Below are 16,085 nucleotides of genomic sequence, written 5' to 3'. Positions count from 1 at the left end.
GGGAACGGCTCAGACGAGCTTGTCGCGGCCGGCCAGGCCGCCGAAGATCGTCTGGGCCACCACCACGCCGAACACCACGGCCAGCGGCACCGTCCAGCCCGCGGTGACGTCGTGCAGGAAGCCGAACAGGAACGGACCGACCGCGGCGAGCAGGTAACCGAAGCCCTGCACCATGCCGGACAGCCGCGCGGTCTCGTCCCCGGCGCGCGCCCGCAGCGCGATCACCATCACCGCCATGGAGAACACGCTCATGCCGATGCCGGTGAGCACGGCCCACAGCAGCGGCGCCGCGGTGGGCGCCAGGATCAGCCCGCCGAGACCCGCCATGGAGAACACGCCGAGCCCGACGATCCACCAGGTCTGGTTGCGCTGGCGCGCGGCGAGCGCGGGCACGGTCAGGCTGATCGGTACCGCCAGCAGCGACATCAGCCCGACCACCAGTCCGGCGTCACCGCGGGTCAGCCCGGCGTCCATCAGCACCTGCGGGAACCAGCCCATCACCACGTAGGCCAGGAACGACTGCAGCCCGAAGAACAGGGTGACGATCCAGGCGAGCGGGCTGCGCAGCAGCGACCGCCGAGGTTCGCCGCGGGCGCCGGCGGGGTCGTCGGTGGCGCGGGCGCCGCCGCGGATCGCGATCCGCCAGACCACCAGTGCCAGGAAGGCCAGCAGCGCCCACGCACCCAGCGCGGGCCGCCATCCGTTGAGCAGCGCGTCCAGCTTCGGTGAAAGCGCGGATCCCGAAGCCCCGCCCAGGTTGAGCGCGGCGGTGTAGATGCCGGTCATCAGGCCGACCCTGGCCGGGAAGGAATCCTTGACCACCACCGGGACCAGCACGTTCGCCAGCGCGATACCGGCGCTGGAGACGAGCGTGCCGCCGAGCACCACCAGCGGGCCGTCGAGCACCCGCACGATCAGCCCGACACCGAGAATGCCCAGTGCCAGTGCGACCGCACTGCCCATGCCCACCCGGCGCGCCAGACGCGGTGCGGCGAGTCCGGCGACAGCGAAGCACAAGCCTGGCAAAGTGGTGAGCAATCCGGCCCAGGTGCCGGAGGCGCCGAGGGAGGTCCTTGCCTCGTCGAGCAGTGGGCCCACACTGGTGATCGCGGGGCGCAGGTTCAGCGCGGCGAGCACCACGGCCAGTGCGATCAGCGTGCCACCGGCGACGGCGAGATTCCGTGACCGGCGGATGGGTTCGATCGCGCCGGCCAGGGCACGTTGCTTGATCGAAACCTCGGATTCGACGGACACGGGGCTAGTATGGCAGACGTAGGATGATTGGTTGAACCCCGAAACTGGCCCCGACGCGCGAAAGGAATGTCACAGTGCCGTTGGCCACCACCCGCCGGACCGGGCTCGTCGACCAGGTGATCGGGCAGTTGCGCGAGGCCGTGACCGCGGGCGAATGGCCGGTCGGCGAGCGGATTCCGCCGGAGAGCGAGCTGGTGACAGCGCTGGGTGTCGGCCGGAACACCGTCCGTGAGGCCGTGCGTGCCTTGTCCCACAGCGGTTTGCTCGAAGTGCGCCAGGGCGACGGCACCTACGTCCGCGCCACCAGCGAAGTCTCCGGCGCGGTGCGGCGGCTGTGCGGTTCCGAACTGCGCGAAGTGCTCCAGGTGCGGCGGACGCTCGAGGTCGAGGGCGCGCGGATGGCCGCGACCGAACGCACCGAAGCCGAACTGGCCAACCTCACCGAGCTGCTCCGCATCCGCGACGCGGCACTGGCGGAGAAGCGTTTCGACGAGTTCGTCCAGGCGGACGCCAGCTTCCACCTCGCCGTTGTCCAATGTGGACACAACAACCTGCTGACCGAGCTGTACCGCGGGCTGAGCGAGGTGGTCGCCGCTTCGGTCGAGGCGACCAAGCACGCGGACAACGTCTCGCACACGGGGCTGCTCGAAGCCATCGCCGACGGGGACCCGGAACGCGCGGTCACCGAAGCGAGCGGCTTCCTCGACGAACTGCTCAAGGGGATTGACTAAGCCGGTGCAGCCGTAGCGCCAGCTGGAGTTCCAGCGCGCCGGCCGGGGAGGACCAGTCCGGCCCGAGCAGCGCGGCGATCCGTTCCAGCCGCTGCGCCACCGTGTTCACGTGCACGTGCAGCGAATCCTTTGCCCGCGCGAGGTTTCCGCCCGCGGCGAAGTAGCAGTTCAGCGTTTTGACCAGTTCCGTGCCGCGGCGTTCGTCGTAGTCCAGCACCGGCCCGAGCACCGACCGCACGAATCCGGCGGTGTTCGCCCGATCGCCCAGCAGCACGCCGACAAAACCGAGTTCGGCGGCCGTGGCGCCGTCACCTTCGCGGCCGAGCGCGAGCATCGCCCGCAGGCAGCGCGCGGCTTCGGCGTGCGCGGCGGCCAGCCCGGCGGGTCCGGTCGCCGGTCCGGCCGCGGCGACCGTCACCGGTCCACCGGCGGCACCGGCCAGCATCGACGCCAGCTTGCCGGGATCGGCGGCGGCCTCGTCCGGCGGTATCAGCGCGACCACCTGTTCCGCGTGCAGCCCGGCCAGTGCCGCGTACCCGGCGACCGCGGCCGCGAGCCTGCCGCGTGAACACGCCCCCGACTGGAGCACCAGCACCACGTGCCCGGCACCGAGATCGACGCCGACGCGGCGGGCCCGGTCGATCAGCGCCTCCGGGTCGCGCTGCGGTGCGGTGAGCAGGTCGGCGACCAGCTCACCCCGCACGCGGTCCTCGGCTTCCGCGGTGGATCGGCGCAGCAGCAGAAGAAGCGCGGTCACCACCCCGGCCCGTTCGAACAGCCGCCGGTCGGCGTCGGCCAGATCCGCGCGCCCGGTGAGCGTGATGCTGCCGAGCAGTTCGGGACCGGCGAGCACGGCACAGGTCCAGACCCCGCCCTCGGCCACCGCGCGCCCGCTCGACTGCGACGCGGCCACGGTTTCCGCCGATGGTTGAGGTGCCGCGACACCGGACCGGCCGAGTTCGGCGCCGGTCGCGTCGTGCACGGTGATCCCGCCGCCCAGCACCCCGGCCACGGCTTCGGCCACCTCACGCACCCCGCTGCCGCCGAGCACCAGCGCGGTCAGCCGGTCGTGTGCCTCCTGCGCCCGCGCGATCGTCGCGTGGTGCTCCTGGATGGTCTCGATCAGCCGCGCGTTGTCGATCGCGATGGCGGCGTGGTCGGCCAGCGAGGACAGCAGCGCCACCTCGGCCGGGGAGAACCGCCTGGTGCGGCGATCGGAGGCGTAGAGCACACCGATCACTTCGTCCCCGAGCGCCAGCGGGACCCCGATGATCGCGATCAGCCCTTCGTCGCGCACGGCCTCGTCGATCGGGCCGGTGTGGCGGAACCGCGGGTCGGTCGGGTAGTCGGCGGTGGCGTACGGGCGGGCCGTCTGCGCGACCAGCCCGCCGAGCCCCTCCCCCATGCCCAGCCGCAGCGCCTTGAACAACGCCGAGGTGCAGCCGTCGGTGACCCGCATGTACGTGCCGTCGGTACCGGGGCGGTTCATGCTCAGGTACGACACGTCCACCCGCAGCAGCATCCGCGCCCGGTGCACGATCGACTGAAGCACCGCGTCGGTGTCGCGCAGCCGGGCGAGGTCGCTGGCGGTGTCGAACAACGCCGCCAGCTCGGCCTCGCGGCGGGTGTGCCCGGCGAGCGTGGCGTGGATCCGCAGGGCCGCCTCGGTGGCCCGCGGATCCGCGCCCGCCGCCGCCAGTTCCCGCGCGCTCGCCCCGGCGGCGATCAGGTCCAGCAGCTCCGCGCTCATCCGGTCATGGTGTCACCGGCGTGCGGTCATCGCGCACTTCAGCCGGTTCCCCGTCGTCGGCCAGCGAGGTGCCCTTGGTCTCCTTGGCCAGGTAGACCGCGACGATGGTGAGCACGCAGGTCGCCGCGACGTAGATCGACACCGGCAGGCTGCCGCCGAAGTCGCGCAGCATCGCGGTGGCGATCAGCGGGGCCAGCCCACCGGCCAGGATCGAGGCCAGCTGGTAGCCGATCGACGCGCCCGAGTACCGCACCCGGGTGCCGAACAGTTCGGAGAAGAACGCCGCCTGCGGCCCGTACATCGCGCCGTGCAGGACCAGGCCGATCGTGGTGGCCAGCACCATCAGGCCGAACGACTTGGTGTCCAGCATGGCGAAGAAGACGAACGACCAGATCAGCATCGCGCCCGCGCCGAACAGGTACACCGCGCGACGGCCGAAGCGGTCGGACAGCGCGCCCCACACCGGGATGGTGACGAAGTGCACGGCCGAGCCGATCAGCACCGCGTTCAGCCCGACGCCCTTCGGCATTTCCAGCCCGACGGTGATGTAGACCAGGATGAACGCGGTCAGGATGTAGTAGGACACGTTCTCCGCGAAGCGCGCGCCCATCGCGATCAGCACCTCGCGCCAGCTGTGCTTGAGCACGGTGACGATCGGTGCCTTCTCCACCTTGCCGCCCGCCTTCTTGGCGGCCTCGACGAACACCGGTGACTCCTCGACCGAGAGCCGGATCCACAACCCGATCGCCACCAGCAGGCCGGAGAGCAGGAACGGGATGCGCCAGCCCCACGACTCGAACGCGGCGTCGGACTGGACACTGGCGAGAATGGCCAGCACCGCGGTGGCGAGCAGGTTCCCGCCGGGCGCGCCGGCCTGCGGCCACGACGCCCAGAACCCGCGCCTGGCCGGATCACCGTGCTCGGAGACGATCAGCACCGCGCCGCCCCACTCACCGCCGAGCGCGAAGCCCTGCACCAGCCGCAGCACGGTGAGCAGGATCGGCGCGGCCACGCCGATGGCGGCGTAGGTGGGCAGCAGGCCCATCGCGAAGGTGGCGCCGCCCATCAGCAGCAGGCTCAGCACCAGCAGCTTCTTGCGGCCGATCTTGTCGCCGTAGTGGCCGAACACCAGCCCGCCCAGCGGCCGCGCGACAAAGCCGATGGCGTAGCTGCCCAGCGCGAACAAGGTGCCGGTGAGCGGGTCGGAGCCGGGGAAGAACAGCTTGTTGAAGACCAGGGTCGCGGCCGAGGCGAAGAGGAAGAAGTCGTACCACTCGATGGTCGTCCCGACCAGGCTGGCGCCGACGATCTTGACGATCTTCCGGCGCGGCGGGGACACGGTTTCAGCCATGAACATCACCACTTCTTTGTGGGCAGAGGGCGGGTGGGAGGGCGTAGAGGGCGCAGCGGACGGTCAACCGGCGGTCCAGCCGCCGTCGAGCGGAACGGAGGCACCGGTGAGGTACCCGGCGGCGTCGCCGCACAGCCAGGTGACCACCGCGGCGACCTCCTCGGGTTCGATCAGCCGCTTGATCGCGGTACGGCGGAGGAAGACCTCGTCGAGCACCTCGTCCTCGCCGATGCCGTGCCGCTCGGCCTGCGCCCGAACCTGACCCTCGACGAGTGCGGTGCGCACGTAACCCGGGTTGACGCAGTTGCTGGTCACGCCGTGCTCGGCGCCTTCGAGCGCGGCGACCTTGCTGAGCCCTTCGAGCGCGTGCTTGGCCGCCACGTAGGCGGACTTGCCCGCGCTCGCGCGGAGGCCGTGCACGCTGGACACGGCGACCAGGCGCCCCCAGCCGCGGCGGTACATCGACGGCAGGGTGTGGCGCATCAGCCGGAACGGGACCTGCACCATCAGCTCGTGCATCGCGGCGAACCGCTCCGGCGGGAACTCGTGGATCGGGGCCACGTGCTGCACCCCGGCGTTGTTGACCAGGATGTCCACGTCGTCGGGCAGCGCCTCGACCGCCCCGGGGGCGGTGAGGTCGGTGACGTGCGGGATGGCGCCGGTCTCGGCGGCCACCTCGGCCGCCCGCTCGGCGTGGTGGTCGGCGAAGTGCACCTTGGCCCCGGCCGCGGTCAGCGCGGTTACGCAGGCGCGGCCGATGCCTGCCGCACCCCCGGTGACCAGCGCGGTGCGGCCGCGCAACGCAGGCTCGTTCATGGCGGGAACGCTACGAGCCGGACTCCCCGCTGACCATGTGCGCACCGGCCACAGCGGACCGGGTTTTCATGTCGGCGCCCCACATGGGCGCGGCTACGGCAGGGTCAGGATCTCCGCGCCGGTTTCGGTCACCACGATGGTGTGCTCGAACTGGGCGGTCCACTTCTTGTCCTTCGTGGTGACCGTCCAGTCGTCGGACCAGATGTCGTAGTCGATGGTGCCGAGGGTGATCATCGGCTCGATGGTGAAGGTCATGCCCTGCAGGATCTCGGTGGTCACCGAGGGCTCCTCGTAGTGCAGCACGGTCGGCGCGGTGTGGAACGCGGGGCCGACGCCGTGACCGGTGAAGTCCCGCACCACGCCGTAGCCGAACCGCTTCGCGTAGGCCTCGATCACCCGGCCGATCACGTTCAGCTGCCGCCCGGGGCGGACCGCCTTGATCGCCCGCATGGTCGCCTCGTGCGTGCGCTCGACCAGCAGGCGCGCCTCCTCCGAGACGTCACCGGCCAGGAAGGTCGCGTTGGTGTCGCCGTGCACGTCCCCGATGTACGCGGTCACGTCGATGTTGCAGATGTCGCCGTCCTCGATCACCGTCGAGTCGGGGATGCCGTGGCAGATGACCTCGTTCAGCGAGGTGCAGCACGACTTCGGGAAGTTCCGGTAACCCAGCGTCGACGGGTAGGCGTGGTGGTCGAGCAGGAACTCGTGCACCACCTTGTCCACGTCGTCGGTGGTGGCGCCCGGCTTCACCGCCTTGCCGCCCTCCTGCAGCGCCTGCGCGGCGATCCGGCTGGCCACCCGCATGGCCTCGATCACCTCGGGGGTGCGCACCCCGTTCCCGGTGTCGCGCTTCGGCGCCGGCCGGTCCACGTACTCGGGACGCTTGATGGACGCGGGAACGGCACGGCGCGGCGACTGCACACCGGGCTTCAGAGGGGCACGCTGGGACATGCCCCCAGCCTACGACTTCAGCCCAGCCCGGTGAGGAACCGGTGTGCCGCCTCGACCGCGAGCCCCGACGAACCGGCCCCGGTGAGCAACACGGCGAAGGCGAGATCACCGGAGTAACCGACGAACCAGCCGTGCGCGTTGCTGCCGTCGCCGTACTGCGCGGTGCCGGTTTTGCCGCGGACCTCCGGCAGGTCGCGCAACGCGGTGCCGGTGACCACCTCGCGCATCATGCCGCGCAGCGCGTCGAGCACCTCGGGACGCACCGGCGCGCCCAGGTTCTTCGCCTCGGTCGCCGCACCCCGCAGCAGCGACGGCACCGGGATCCGCCCACTCGCGACGGTCCCGGCCACCACCGCCATGCCGAACGGGCTGGCCAGCACGGTGCCCTGGCCGAAACCGTTCTCCGCCTGCTGCACGATGCTGCCCGCCGGCGGCACCGAACCGGTGATCGTGGTCAGCCCGGGGATCACGAAGTCGGCACCGAGCCCCAGGTCGCGGGCCGAGTCGGTGAGCGCCATCGCGGGCAGGTCGGTGGACAGCCTGGCGAAGGTGGTGTTGCACGACTGCGCGAACGCCTGGCTCAGCGGCACCGTGCCCAGCGCGAACCGGTCGTTGTTCGGGATCAGCCTGCCGTCGACCACGGTGGTGGCCGGGCAGTCGACCGGCGTGTCCGCCCTCACCTTGCCCGCACCCAGTCCGGCGGCCGCGGTGACGATCTTGAACGTGGAGCCCGGCGGGTAGCGGCCGGTCAGCGCGATCGCGCCCTGCTGGTCGGCAGGCGCGTTCTGGGCCACCGCGAGCAGCTCGCCGGTCGAGGGTTGCAGTGCCACGATCATCGCCGCGCCCGGCACCGGCTCGAGCGCCTTCTCCCCCGCCGCCTGCACCCGCCTGCTGAGCGTGGTGGTGACCGCGTCGGCCGGTTTCGCCTCCTGCGCGTGCAGTTCGGCGACCTCACCGCCGCCGGAGTCCGTGGTGACCACCCGCCAGCCCGCGTTCCCGGCCACCTGTTCCTCCACAGTGGACCGGATCGACGGCAGCACCTGCTCGGCCAGCGAGGCGTCCACCGGCAGCAGGCGGCGCTGCTCGCTGAACCGCAGGCCGGGCAGTTCGTAGATGGCCTGCTTCACCTTCAGGTAGTCGGCCTGGCGCAGGGTGACCACCGAATATGCCTTGGGCCGCACCGCATTCGCACCATCCACAATGGATTGCTCGGTGATGCTCGCGTCGATCGGGTTCAGCGCGGCGGCCAGCGGACCGGCCGTGGCCGCGGCCTGCGCCGGGTCGAGCAGCACCGCCACCACCGTCTCCGGTTCCAACAGCGCCTGCCCGTCCCGGTCGAGCACCGGCGCCTGCCGCGGCGTCTCCACGCGCAGCGCCAGCTGCTGCCGCACGGCGAGTCCGGGGTGGACCACCGATGGCAGCCACCGCACCTTCCAGACGTCGTCCACGGTGTACAGCTCGGCGTCGGCGGTGTAGGACCAGACACGCCCGCGGGGCAGCCGCCAGTCGAGCCGGTAGCGCGCGGCCGCCGGGCTCGCCTGGCCCACGTGCTCGACGGTGTGGTCGATCCGCTCCGGTTCCAGTGCCGCGCGAGCCTGGTCGAGGGTCGCCTTCGCGGACTCCGGGGCGTCGGTCAGCGCCGCCGCGGCGGCCGTGTCACCGGAGGCGAGCGCGGCGAGGAACTGGTCGGTGATCTCGCGCGGGCCGTCCGCGAACAACGAGCACCCGGCCAGCCCGGACGCGCAGAGCACGGCGACCACACCCACCACCAGCCCGCGCAGTACCCGCACGGGCAGCAGTATTACCGGTGGTCAGCCGCTCCGGCGGGCACGACACCCTGGTGTGCCTCCGCGTCGGAGAACCGGACCTGCTCCGGGGCGTGCGCGGCGACCATCTCCGCCAGCCGGTCACCCCGGTAGTGCTTGGCGTCCACCAGCACCGACAGCTCGCCGACCACGGCCTCGACCGCACCGGGCGGCCCCGGCCGCACGGTCACCGACTCCAGCCCTTCCCAGGAGGCGAAGTCCTTGCCCACCCGGATCCCGGCCGCGTTGACCAGCAGGGCGACCCGTGAACCGCGGTACCAGCCGACCACCACCGGCAGCAGCAGCACCGGCGGCACGGTCGCCCAGAAGCCCAGCGTCAGCGCGCACAGCACGGCGATCGCCGCGAACACCACCAGCAGCACGGCGGCCAGCAGCCGGACCTTGGGCTCGGGCGGTTTGAGCGCGGAGTAGCGCTTGCGGTCGTTGGCCATCATCCGGATGGTCGCCATCGTGGACATCAGGACACCGCCATCAGAAGAGCACCGTCGCGTAGCTCCCGACCTGCTGGAACCCGATCTTGCGATAGGCGGCCAGCGCCGGGTCGTTGTAGGCGTTGACGTACAGGCTGGCCGTGCGGCCCATGCCGCGTACCAGCCGCGAGACCACCGCCGCGGTGCCCCGCGTGCCAAGGCCGTGGCCGCGGCGGTCCGGCCGCACCCACACACCCTGGATCTGGCCGACGGTCGCCGACAGCGCGCCGATCTCGGCCTTGAACACCACTTCGCCGTTCTCGAACCGGGCGAAGGCGCGGCCACCGGCGATCAGCTCGGCCACCCTGGCGCGGTAGCTGGCGCCGCCGTCCCCGGCGCGGGGGTCGATGCCGACCTCTTCGATGAACATCGCGATCGCGGCGGGCAGGTAGCGCTCCAGCTCGTCGGGGCGGACCGGGCGGACCAGGTGGTCCGGGGTGCAGGCGGGCGAGGAGTCCAGCGCGAGCAGCGGCTGGTCGTGCCGCACCTCCCTGGCCGGACCCCATTCGGTGACCAGTTCCTCCCACAGCCCGAGCACCTGGTCGGCCGGACCGACCAGGGAGGAGCAGGTGCGCTGGCGGCGCAGCGCGCGATCGGCGAACGAGCGCAGTGCCGAGGCGTTGCCACGCAGCGGGATCAGGTTGGGCCCGGAGAAGCACAGGCCCTGGATGCGGCCGGAGCGCAGCGGCCGGGAGTCGGCGGCCCAGAGCTCGCCACCGAGGCGCCACGGGTCGAGGCCTGCCACCTCGATCCGGGCGCTGACCATGCAGCTGCCCACGGGATCGGCGGCCAGCGCGGCGCGGACCGCCGGAAAGTCCCGATCATCGAGGAGCCGCGCACCTGCTAGCCGCAACACCCCCACAGCCTGCCAGATAACAACCGATGACGGAAAGTGAACCGGCCGCGCGTCGCGGCCGGTTTCACCCTCTCGGCCCTGGTCTCAGGCCCCTGGATAGGTGCCGAAGGTCCAGACGTTGCCCTCCGGATCGGCGATCGTCACGTTGCGCGATCCGTAGTCGGTCTCGTACGGCTCGGTCAGCACCTTCGCGCCACCCGCGGTCGCGCGCTGGTGCACGGCGTCGGGATCCGCGGTCACCACGTACAGCCACTGGCTCCCCGCCGACGGCTTCGGCAGGCCGTTCTCGTCCAGCATCGAGCCGTACATCACGCCGCCGCCCTCGGACCACTTCAGCTCACCGTGCGCGATCGACACCCCGTCGTCACCACGCACGGTCATGGTTTCGGTGAAACCGAACACCTCGGTCAGGAAAACCCTGGCGGCTTCGGCGTCGTCGTACTTCAAACCGGGCCACACGCCCGGACCCTTCTGTTCGCTCATGGCATTCAGTCTGCGAGCGCATCCGACCCGTCGGCTTGGAGAAACGGGAGCTCCTCGGCGATCCACGTGCTCGGCGGGCAACCGGCCATCGCGCGCCATTCGTTCGCCATGTGCGCCTGGTCGTAATAGCCCGCCAGGGCCGCGACGTCGGCGAGGCTGTGCCAGCCGCCGCCGCGTAGTAGGTCGCCGCTGCGCTCGAACCGCATCAGCCGCGCGGCCTGCTTCGGCGAGACGCCGACCTCGCGCGCGAACCGCTCGCTGAAGTGCCGCCTGCTCCAGCCGATTTCCCCGGCCAGCTCGGTCACCCCGACCCCGCCGTGCCCGGCGATCATCGAGCGCCACGCCCACTGGATCTCCGAAACCAGCGTGACCGGCGCGAGCGCCGCCGCCAGCTCGCGGTCCATCAGGTCGAACCGGGCCGCCCAGTCCGGCAGCTCAAGCAGCCGCGCGGGCAGGTCGCGCGCCCACGGCACCGGCAGCTCACCGGCGTCGATGGTGGTCGACGCCAGTTCGGTGGCCGAAACGCCGAGCAGGGCCCGCACGCCGAGCGGGTTCAGCTCGATGTGCAGGCCCTGCTGGTAGGCGTCCTGTTCGATGAGCACCGGCCCCAGGTGCAGGCCGCCGACCACGCAGTGCCGGTGCAGCGGGCCGTGCTCGGTGCCCGGCCCGGCGACCAGCCGGATCGGCTCGGCGAGGCTGATGATCAAGGTGACCGACCGCGACGGCAGGCCGCGGTGCACGGCCAGTGTGACGTCGTGCTGGCGGTACCCGATGTACCGCCGCACCACCTGCCGCAACGCGGGGTGCGGCGGCCGGACCGCCCACTGATCAGTCACCTGACCAGCGTAAACCCTCTAGCCGACAGTGACGGTCGGCTCTCCCGCGCCTGAGGTCTCGCCCGCTTCTTCGGCGATGCGCATGGCCTCTTCGATCAGCGTCTCGACGATCGCGTGCTCCGGCACGGTCTTGATGACCTCGCCCTTGACGAAGATCTGGCCCTTGCCGTTGCCCGAAGCGACGCCGAGATCGGCCTCACGCGCCTCGCCGGGTCCGTTCACCACGCAGCCCATCACCGCGACGCGCAGCGGCACCTCCATGCCCTCGAGACCGGCGGTGACCTGCTCGGCGAGCGTGTAGACGTCCACCTGCGCCCGCCCGCAGGACGGGCAGGAGACGATCTCCAGCTTCCGCTCCTTGAGGTTCAGCGACTGCAGGATCTGGATGCCGACCTTGACCTCTTCGACCGGCGGCGCGGACAGCGACACGCGGATGGTGTCGCCGATGCCCTGGCGCAGCAGCGCACCGAAGGCCACCGCGGACTTGATGGTGCCCTGGAACGCCGGACCGGCCTCGGTCACGCCGAGGTGCAGCGGGTAGTCGCACTGCTCGGCCAGCAGCTCGTAGGCCCGCACCATGACCACCGGGTCGTTGTGCTTGACCGAGATCTTGATGTCGTGGAAGTCGTGCTCGGCGAACAGCGACGCCTCCCACAGCGCGGACTCGGCCAGCGCCTCCGGAGTCGCCTTGCCGTACTTGTCCATGATCCGCTTGTCCAGCGAACCCGCGTTCACGCCGATCCGGATCGGCGTGTTGTGGTCCTTCGCCGCCTGCGCGATCTCCTTGACCTGGTCGTCGAACTTGCGGATGTTGCCGGGGTTGACCCGGACCGCGGCGCAGCCGGCCTCGATCGCGGCGAAGACGTACTTCGGCTGGAAGTGGATGTCGGCGATCACCGGGATCTGCGACTTCCTGGCGATCGCGGGCAGCGCCTCGGCGTCGTCGGCGCTCGGGCAGGCCACGCGGACGATGTCACAGCCCGCCGCGGTCAGCTCGGCGATCTGCTGCAGGGTCGCGTTCACGTCGGCGGTCAGCGTGGTGGTCATCGACTGGACCGAGATCGGGTGCTCACTGCCGACGCCCACCGGACCCACCTGCAACTGTCGGGTCTTGCGGCGCTCGGAGAGCACGGGCGGGGGCAGGGCGGGCATTCCAAGCGCGACTGTCATCGATTCCTCTGCGAAAAGTCAGCGGCTATGACAACGCACACGATACCGGCGCGCCCACACCCGGTTTCGGCCGAGTGCGGGCGGCGGACGGCGTAGCGCAAGCCCCTGAACTGAGGTTTTCTAGTTGGACATGATCCGGATCGGGTTCACGATGTCGGCCGTCACGGTGAGCAGGACCACCGCGCCGCCGAGGAAAACCAACACCATCGTGACCGCGGACAACTTTGTGTAGTCCACCGGGCCGCCCGCGGCCTTGCCGCGCAGCTTGCGGAAGAAGTCGCGCACCCGCTCGTACCAGACGATGGCGATGTGCCCGCCGTCCATCGGCAGCAGCGGCAGCAGGTTGAACACGCCGACGAAGAAGTTCAGGCTGGCCAGCAGCAGCAGGAAGATCTCCCACAGGCCGTGCTCGACCGCCTCACCGCCGATCCGGCTCGCGCCGACCACGCTCATCGGCGTCTCCGGGTCGCGCTCGCCACCGAAGATCGCCTCGACCACCGCCGGGATGCGCTGCGGGAACTCGACGATCCGCTGCCAGGTCTGCACGAACATGTCGCCGGTGAAGGTGGCCGCGCCGCCGATCGCCGCGATCGGGCCGTAGTGCAGCACCGAGTCGTCCTGCTTCGCCGCGCCGATGGCACCCCGCATCTCGGTGCCCGCGGTGCCGTCCGCCTTGGGCCGCACCAGCTTCGGCACGTCCACGGTCAGCATCAGGGTCTGGTCGCCGCGCTTGATCTCGATCGGGGTCGGGCCACCGGCCGCGCCGATCGCCTTGAGCATGTCGTCCCAGGTCGGGGTGGCGGTGCCGTTGATCGAGAGGATCTGGTCACCGGGGCGCATGCCCGCTTCGAGCGCGGGTGCGCGGTCACCCGGCTGGCAGACCGGGTTGTTGTTCTCCTGCAGGGTGGCCGCGTCGCGCACGCACTGCGAGACCGCGCCGACCACCGGCGCCGGGTTCCGCTCCAGGTTGGGCAGGCCCATGGTGACCGCCATCAGGTAGAGCACCACAAAACCGAGGATGAAGTGCGTCACCGAGCCCGCGGCCATCACCACGGTGCGCTTCCAGGTCTTGAACCGCCACATCGCGCGCGGCGCCTCGTCCGGGGTGACCTCGTCGAGCGCGGTCATGCCGGCGATGTCGCAGAAACCACCGAGCGGAATCCACTTCAGGCCGTACTCGGTCTCCCCGCGGCGGAAGGAGAAGGCCGTCGGGCCGAAGCCGACGAAGTAGCGCCGCACCTTCATGCCGAAGGCCTTGGCGGTGAGCATGTGGCCCGCCTCGTGCAGGGCGACCGAAACGCAGATGCCCAGCGCGAACAGCGCCACTCCGAAAATGTAGGCGAGCACGCCCTACTTCCCTCCGGCCCGGTTGATCTCCGCGGCGCGGGCACGGGCCCACTGTTCCGCGGCTAGCACGTCTTCGACGTCGCGGGGTTCGCGCCGCCAGTCGTCGGCGGCGTCCACCACCTGGGCAACAGTGTCCACGATGGAGGTGAAGCGAGCGTTCTGCGCGCGGAAAGCCGCCACCATCTCCTCGTTCGCCGCGTTGTAGACGGCCGGGACGCAGCCACCGGCCATGCCCGCGCTCCTGGCCAGCTCGACCGCCGGGAAGGCGGTGTTGTCCAGCGGTTCGAAGGTCCACGCGGCGGCCTGGGTGAAGTCGCAGGCCGGCGCCGCGCCGGGCACCCGGTCCGGCCAGTTCAGCGCCAGCGCGATCGGCAGCCGCATGTCCGGCGGACTGGCCTGGGCCAGTGTGGAACCGTCGGTGAAGGTGACCATCGAGTGCACGATCGACTGCGGGTGCACCACCACGTCGATGTCGGCGTAGGGCACGCCGAACAGCAGCTGTGCCTCGATCAGCTCCAGCCCCTTGTTCACCAGGGTCGCCGAGTTGATCGTGACCACCGGGCCCATCGACCAGTTCGGGTGCGCCAGCGCCTGGTCCACGGTGACGTGCTCGAGTTCGGCGCGCGGGCGGCCGCGGAACGGACCGCCGGAAGCGGTCAGCACCAGCTTCGAGACCTCCTCGGCCCGGCCGCCGCGCAGGGCCTGCGCCAGTGCCGAGTGCTCGGAGTCGACCGGGACCAGCTGGCCGGGCTTGGCCGCGGCGAGCACCAGCGGGCCGCCCGCGATCAGCGACTCCTTGTTGGCCAGCGCCAGGGTGGCGCCGGTCTCCAGCGCGCACAGCGTCGGGGCGAGGCCCTGGGAGCCGGGCATGCCGTTGAGCACCACGTCGACCGGGACGCTCGCGATGAGTTCGGTCACAGAATCGGCGCCGGCGTAGATGCGCGGCAGGCGGTACTCACCGCGCGAGTAGCCGCGGCGCTGGGCTTCGGCGTACAGCGCGAGCTGCAGGTCCTCCACCGCGGTCGGCTTGATCACCGCGATGGCCTCGGCCTGGTGGGCGATGGCCTGCGCGGCGAGCAGTGCCGGGTCGGAACCGCCCGCGGCGAGGCCCGCCACCCGGAACATGCCGGGATTGCGCTCGGCGACGTCGAGGGCCTGGGTGCCGATCGAACCGGTGGAACCGAGCACGAGGAGGCTGCGCGAAGTAGTCATCGCGGACGATTATCGCGGACTCCGGGCGCGGGCCGGTCGGCGCGGTGTGGGATCATCTCGGTTGCCGGAATCAGCGTGGTGGAGGAGTGATCGTGGCGAGCAAGGCGGTCGAGAAGCGGGCGAACCAGGTCGACCCCCGCGACGAGCCGTCGGCCGAGTGGGGCTGGCACGGCACGTTCCCGAAGGCCACCCGGCTGGCCGGCTGGCTCAGCGCGGCCGCGCTGCTGGTGATGCTGATCGGCAACCACCGCAACGCGATGGAGGACATCTGGCTGGTCGCCATCGCGATCGGCATCGTCTTCGCGCTGCTGCTGGACCTGCGCAAGCGCCGCACGGCCTGGCGCCGCTAGGACTGCGGGCTCTGGCCGACCGGTAGCTCGAACCGGCCGAACACCCAGGTCCCCGGGGCCTCCGGATCGTTCCCGGCCCAGAACTCGGTCCACAGCTGGGCGAACTCCGCCTTGGAGATCCGCCCGTCACCGTCGGAGTCGAGCAGCGGGAAGACCTCGTCGGTGTCGACGCGCTCCCCGCTCCACGCCTCGATGAGCCGGCGGTACTCGTCGGCGGCGATCTCCCCGTCACCGTTCTCGTCGATGGCCTCGAACATGGCGCGCGCGGTGCCTGCCACCACGTCGGCCATCGACCCGAGCCGGTCCACCACGAGCAGCACCTCGTCCAGCGTGACCTTGTTGTCGCGGTTGAGGTCCGAGGTGTTCAGCAGGGTGGACCACCAGCCCATCATGATGGTCCTGAGCAGGGCGTCGCGCTCGGGATCGCGGTCGCGCACGGCCAGCCAGCGCGCGGTCAGCGCCTCGAAGTCGGTCTCTTCGAGCAGCCCGTCGGAGTTGGCGTCCATCGCGTTGAACACCCCGGCGATCTTGCGTCTCTGGAACTCGGTCGACACGGCAGCGTTCCTCTCACACGGCGGCGGGACGCCCCAGGGTGGCGAACCCGGCGACGGCCGACAACGAGCACCCGGGTCATCCATTTTCCCGACCCGGTGAACCGGGCTGTGACCGAGCGCGACCACGC

The 16,085-nt window shown here is 71.1% G+C and carries 16 protein-coding genes; 2 read left to right on the top strand and 14 right to left on the bottom strand.

The window, feature by feature from the left end:
- Positions 1 to 9: 9 nt before the first annotated feature.
- Positions 10 to 1,254 carry a CynX/NimT family MFS transporter gene (locus YIM_RS11735; RefSeq protein WP_370468976.1) on the bottom strand — a complete coding sequence of 415 codons (1,245 nt, stop codon included), beginning with the start codon at positions 1,252 to 1,254 and terminating at the stop codon, positions 10 to 12.
- Between the two features lie 74 nt (positions 1,255 to 1,328).
- Here YIM_RS11735 and YIM_RS11730 point away from each other — a divergent pair, with 74 nt between their 5' ends.
- Positions 1,329 to 1,985, top strand: coding sequence for a FadR/GntR family transcriptional regulator (locus YIM_RS11730; RefSeq protein WP_153030383.1), 657 nt, complete (start codon positions 1,329 to 1,331; stop codon positions 1,983 to 1,985).
- Here YIM_RS11730 and YIM_RS11725 read toward each other — a convergent pair.
- From YIM_RS11725 to dxr, 12 genes are all read right to left on the bottom strand, one after another.
- Entirely contained in the window at positions 1,969 to 3,735 is a 1,767-nt protein-coding gene (locus YIM_RS11725) for a GAF domain-containing protein (RefSeq protein ID WP_153030382.1), read from the bottom strand. The two genes, YIM_RS11730 and YIM_RS11725, sit on opposite strands and share 17 nt — an antisense overlap.
- Before the next feature lie 4 nt (positions 3,736 to 3,739).
- A complete protein-coding gene (locus YIM_RS11720) occupies positions 3,740 to 5,086 on the bottom strand; it encodes an MFS transporter (RefSeq protein WP_153030381.1) in 1,347 nt (448 codons plus the stop codon).
- Positions 5,087 to 5,149: 63 nt separating this feature from the next.
- Entirely contained in the window at positions 5,150 to 5,902 is a 753-nt protein-coding gene (locus tag YIM_RS11715; protein ID WP_153030380.1) for a 3-hydroxybutyrate dehydrogenase, read from the bottom strand.
- A gap of 93 nt (positions 5,903 to 5,995) precedes the next feature.
- Positions 5,996 to 6,853: a type I methionyl aminopeptidase gene (gene map, locus YIM_RS11710; protein ID WP_153030379.1), complete on the bottom strand. Its 858-nt coding sequence runs from the start codon at positions 6,851 to 6,853 to the stop codon at positions 5,996 to 5,998.
- Positions 6,854 to 6,870: 17 nt separating this feature from the next.
- Positions 6,871 to 8,643 (bottom strand): penicillin-binding transpeptidase domain-containing protein, encoded by a 1,773-nt coding sequence (locus YIM_RS11705; RefSeq protein WP_228004680.1) that lies wholly within the window; start codon positions 8,641 to 8,643, stop codon positions 6,871 to 6,873.
- Positions 8,644 to 8,654: 11 nt separating this feature from the next.
- Positions 8,655 to 9,137 (bottom strand): hypothetical protein, encoded by a 483-nt coding sequence (locus tag YIM_RS11700; RefSeq protein ID WP_153030378.1) that lies wholly within the window; start codon positions 9,135 to 9,137, stop codon positions 8,655 to 8,657.
- 13 nt (positions 9,138 to 9,150) lie between these two features.
- Complete coding sequence (locus YIM_RS11695; RefSeq protein ID WP_153030377.1) at positions 9,151 to 10,005, bottom strand: DUF4081 domain-containing GNAT family N-acetyltransferase; 855 nt, start codon at positions 10,003 to 10,005, stop codon at positions 9,151 to 9,153.
- A gap of 84 nt (positions 10,006 to 10,089) precedes the next feature.
- On the bottom strand, positions 10,090 to 10,488 hold the full coding sequence (locus tag YIM_RS11690; RefSeq protein ID WP_153030376.1) for a VOC family protein: 399 nt from the start codon (positions 10,486 to 10,488) through the stop codon (positions 10,090 to 10,092).
- 5 nt (positions 10,489 to 10,493) lie between these two features.
- Entirely contained in the window at positions 10,494 to 11,324 is an 831-nt protein-coding gene (locus tag YIM_RS11685; protein WP_153030375.1) for an AraC family transcriptional regulator, read from the bottom strand.
- Between the two features lie 18 nt (positions 11,325 to 11,342).
- On the bottom strand, positions 11,343 to 12,494 hold the full coding sequence (ispG, locus tag YIM_RS11680) for a flavodoxin-dependent (E)-4-hydroxy-3-methylbut-2-enyl-diphosphate synthase (protein ID WP_153030374.1): 1,152 nt from the start codon (positions 12,492 to 12,494) through the stop codon (positions 11,343 to 11,345).
- Between the two features lie 120 nt (positions 12,495 to 12,614).
- Positions 12,615 to 13,841 (bottom strand): RIP metalloprotease, encoded by a 1,227-nt coding sequence (locus YIM_RS11675; protein ID WP_153030373.1) that lies wholly within the window; start codon positions 13,839 to 13,841, stop codon positions 12,615 to 12,617.
- A gap of 3 nt (positions 13,842 to 13,844) precedes the next feature.
- A complete protein-coding gene (dxr, locus tag YIM_RS11670; protein WP_153030372.1) occupies positions 13,845 to 15,053 on the bottom strand; it encodes a 1-deoxy-D-xylulose-5-phosphate reductoisomerase in 1,209 nt (402 codons plus the stop codon).
- Between the two features lie 92 nt (positions 15,054 to 15,145).
- Here dxr and YIM_RS11665 point away from each other — a divergent pair, with 92 nt between their 5' ends.
- Complete coding sequence (locus YIM_RS11665) at positions 15,146 to 15,403, top strand: DUF2631 domain-containing protein (protein WP_153030371.1); 258 nt, start codon at positions 15,146 to 15,148, stop codon at positions 15,401 to 15,403.
- Here YIM_RS11665 and YIM_RS11660 read toward each other — a convergent pair.
- On the bottom strand, positions 15,400 to 15,957 hold the full coding sequence (locus YIM_RS11660; protein WP_153030370.1) for an EF-hand domain-containing protein: 558 nt from the start codon (positions 15,955 to 15,957) through the stop codon (positions 15,400 to 15,402). The two genes, YIM_RS11665 and YIM_RS11660, sit on opposite strands and share 4 nt — an antisense overlap.
- Between the last annotated feature and the right edge of the window lie 128 nt (positions 15,958 to 16,085).

Source organism: Amycolatopsis sp. YIM 10 (genome assembly GCF_009429145.1).
Classification (GTDB): Bacteria; Actinomycetota; Actinomycetes; order Mycobacteriales; family Pseudonocardiaceae; genus Amycolatopsis.
Note: the sequence above shows the minus strand (reverse complement) of the source record. Positions and strands in the feature narration are given on the sequence as shown.

Excerpts from the sequence above, each read along its gene's own strand:
- YIM_RS11725 (WP_153030382.1), bottom strand. The coding sequence starts at position 3,735 with ATGAGCGCGGAGCTGCTGGACCTGATCGCCGCCGGGGCGAGCGCGCGG.
- YIM_RS11720 (WP_153030381.1), bottom strand. The coding sequence starts at position 5,086 with ATGGCTGAAACCGTGTCCCCGCCGCGCCGGAAGATCGTCAAGATCGTC.
- YIM_RS11715 (WP_153030380.1), bottom strand. The coding sequence starts at position 5,902 with ATGAACGAGCCTGCGTTGCGCGGCCGCACCGCGCTGGTCACCGGGGGT.
- map (WP_153030379.1), bottom strand. The coding sequence starts at position 6,853 with ATGTCCCAGCGTGCCCCTCTGAAGCCCGGTGTGCAGTCGCCGCGCCGT.
- YIM_RS11700 (WP_153030378.1), bottom strand. The coding sequence starts at position 9,137 with ATGTCCACGATGGCGACCATCCGGATGATGGCCAACGACCGCAAGCGC.
- YIM_RS11690 (WP_153030376.1), bottom strand. The coding sequence starts at position 10,488 with ATGAGCGAACAGAAGGGTCCGGGCGTGTGGCCCGGTTTGAAGTACGAC.
- ispG (WP_153030374.1), bottom strand. The coding sequence starts at position 12,494 with ATGACAGTCGCGCTTGGAATGCCCGCCCTGCCCCCGCCCGTGCTCTCC.
- dxr (WP_153030372.1), bottom strand. The coding sequence starts at position 15,053 with ATGACTACTTCGCGCAGCCTCCTCGTGCTCGGTTCCACCGGTTCGATC.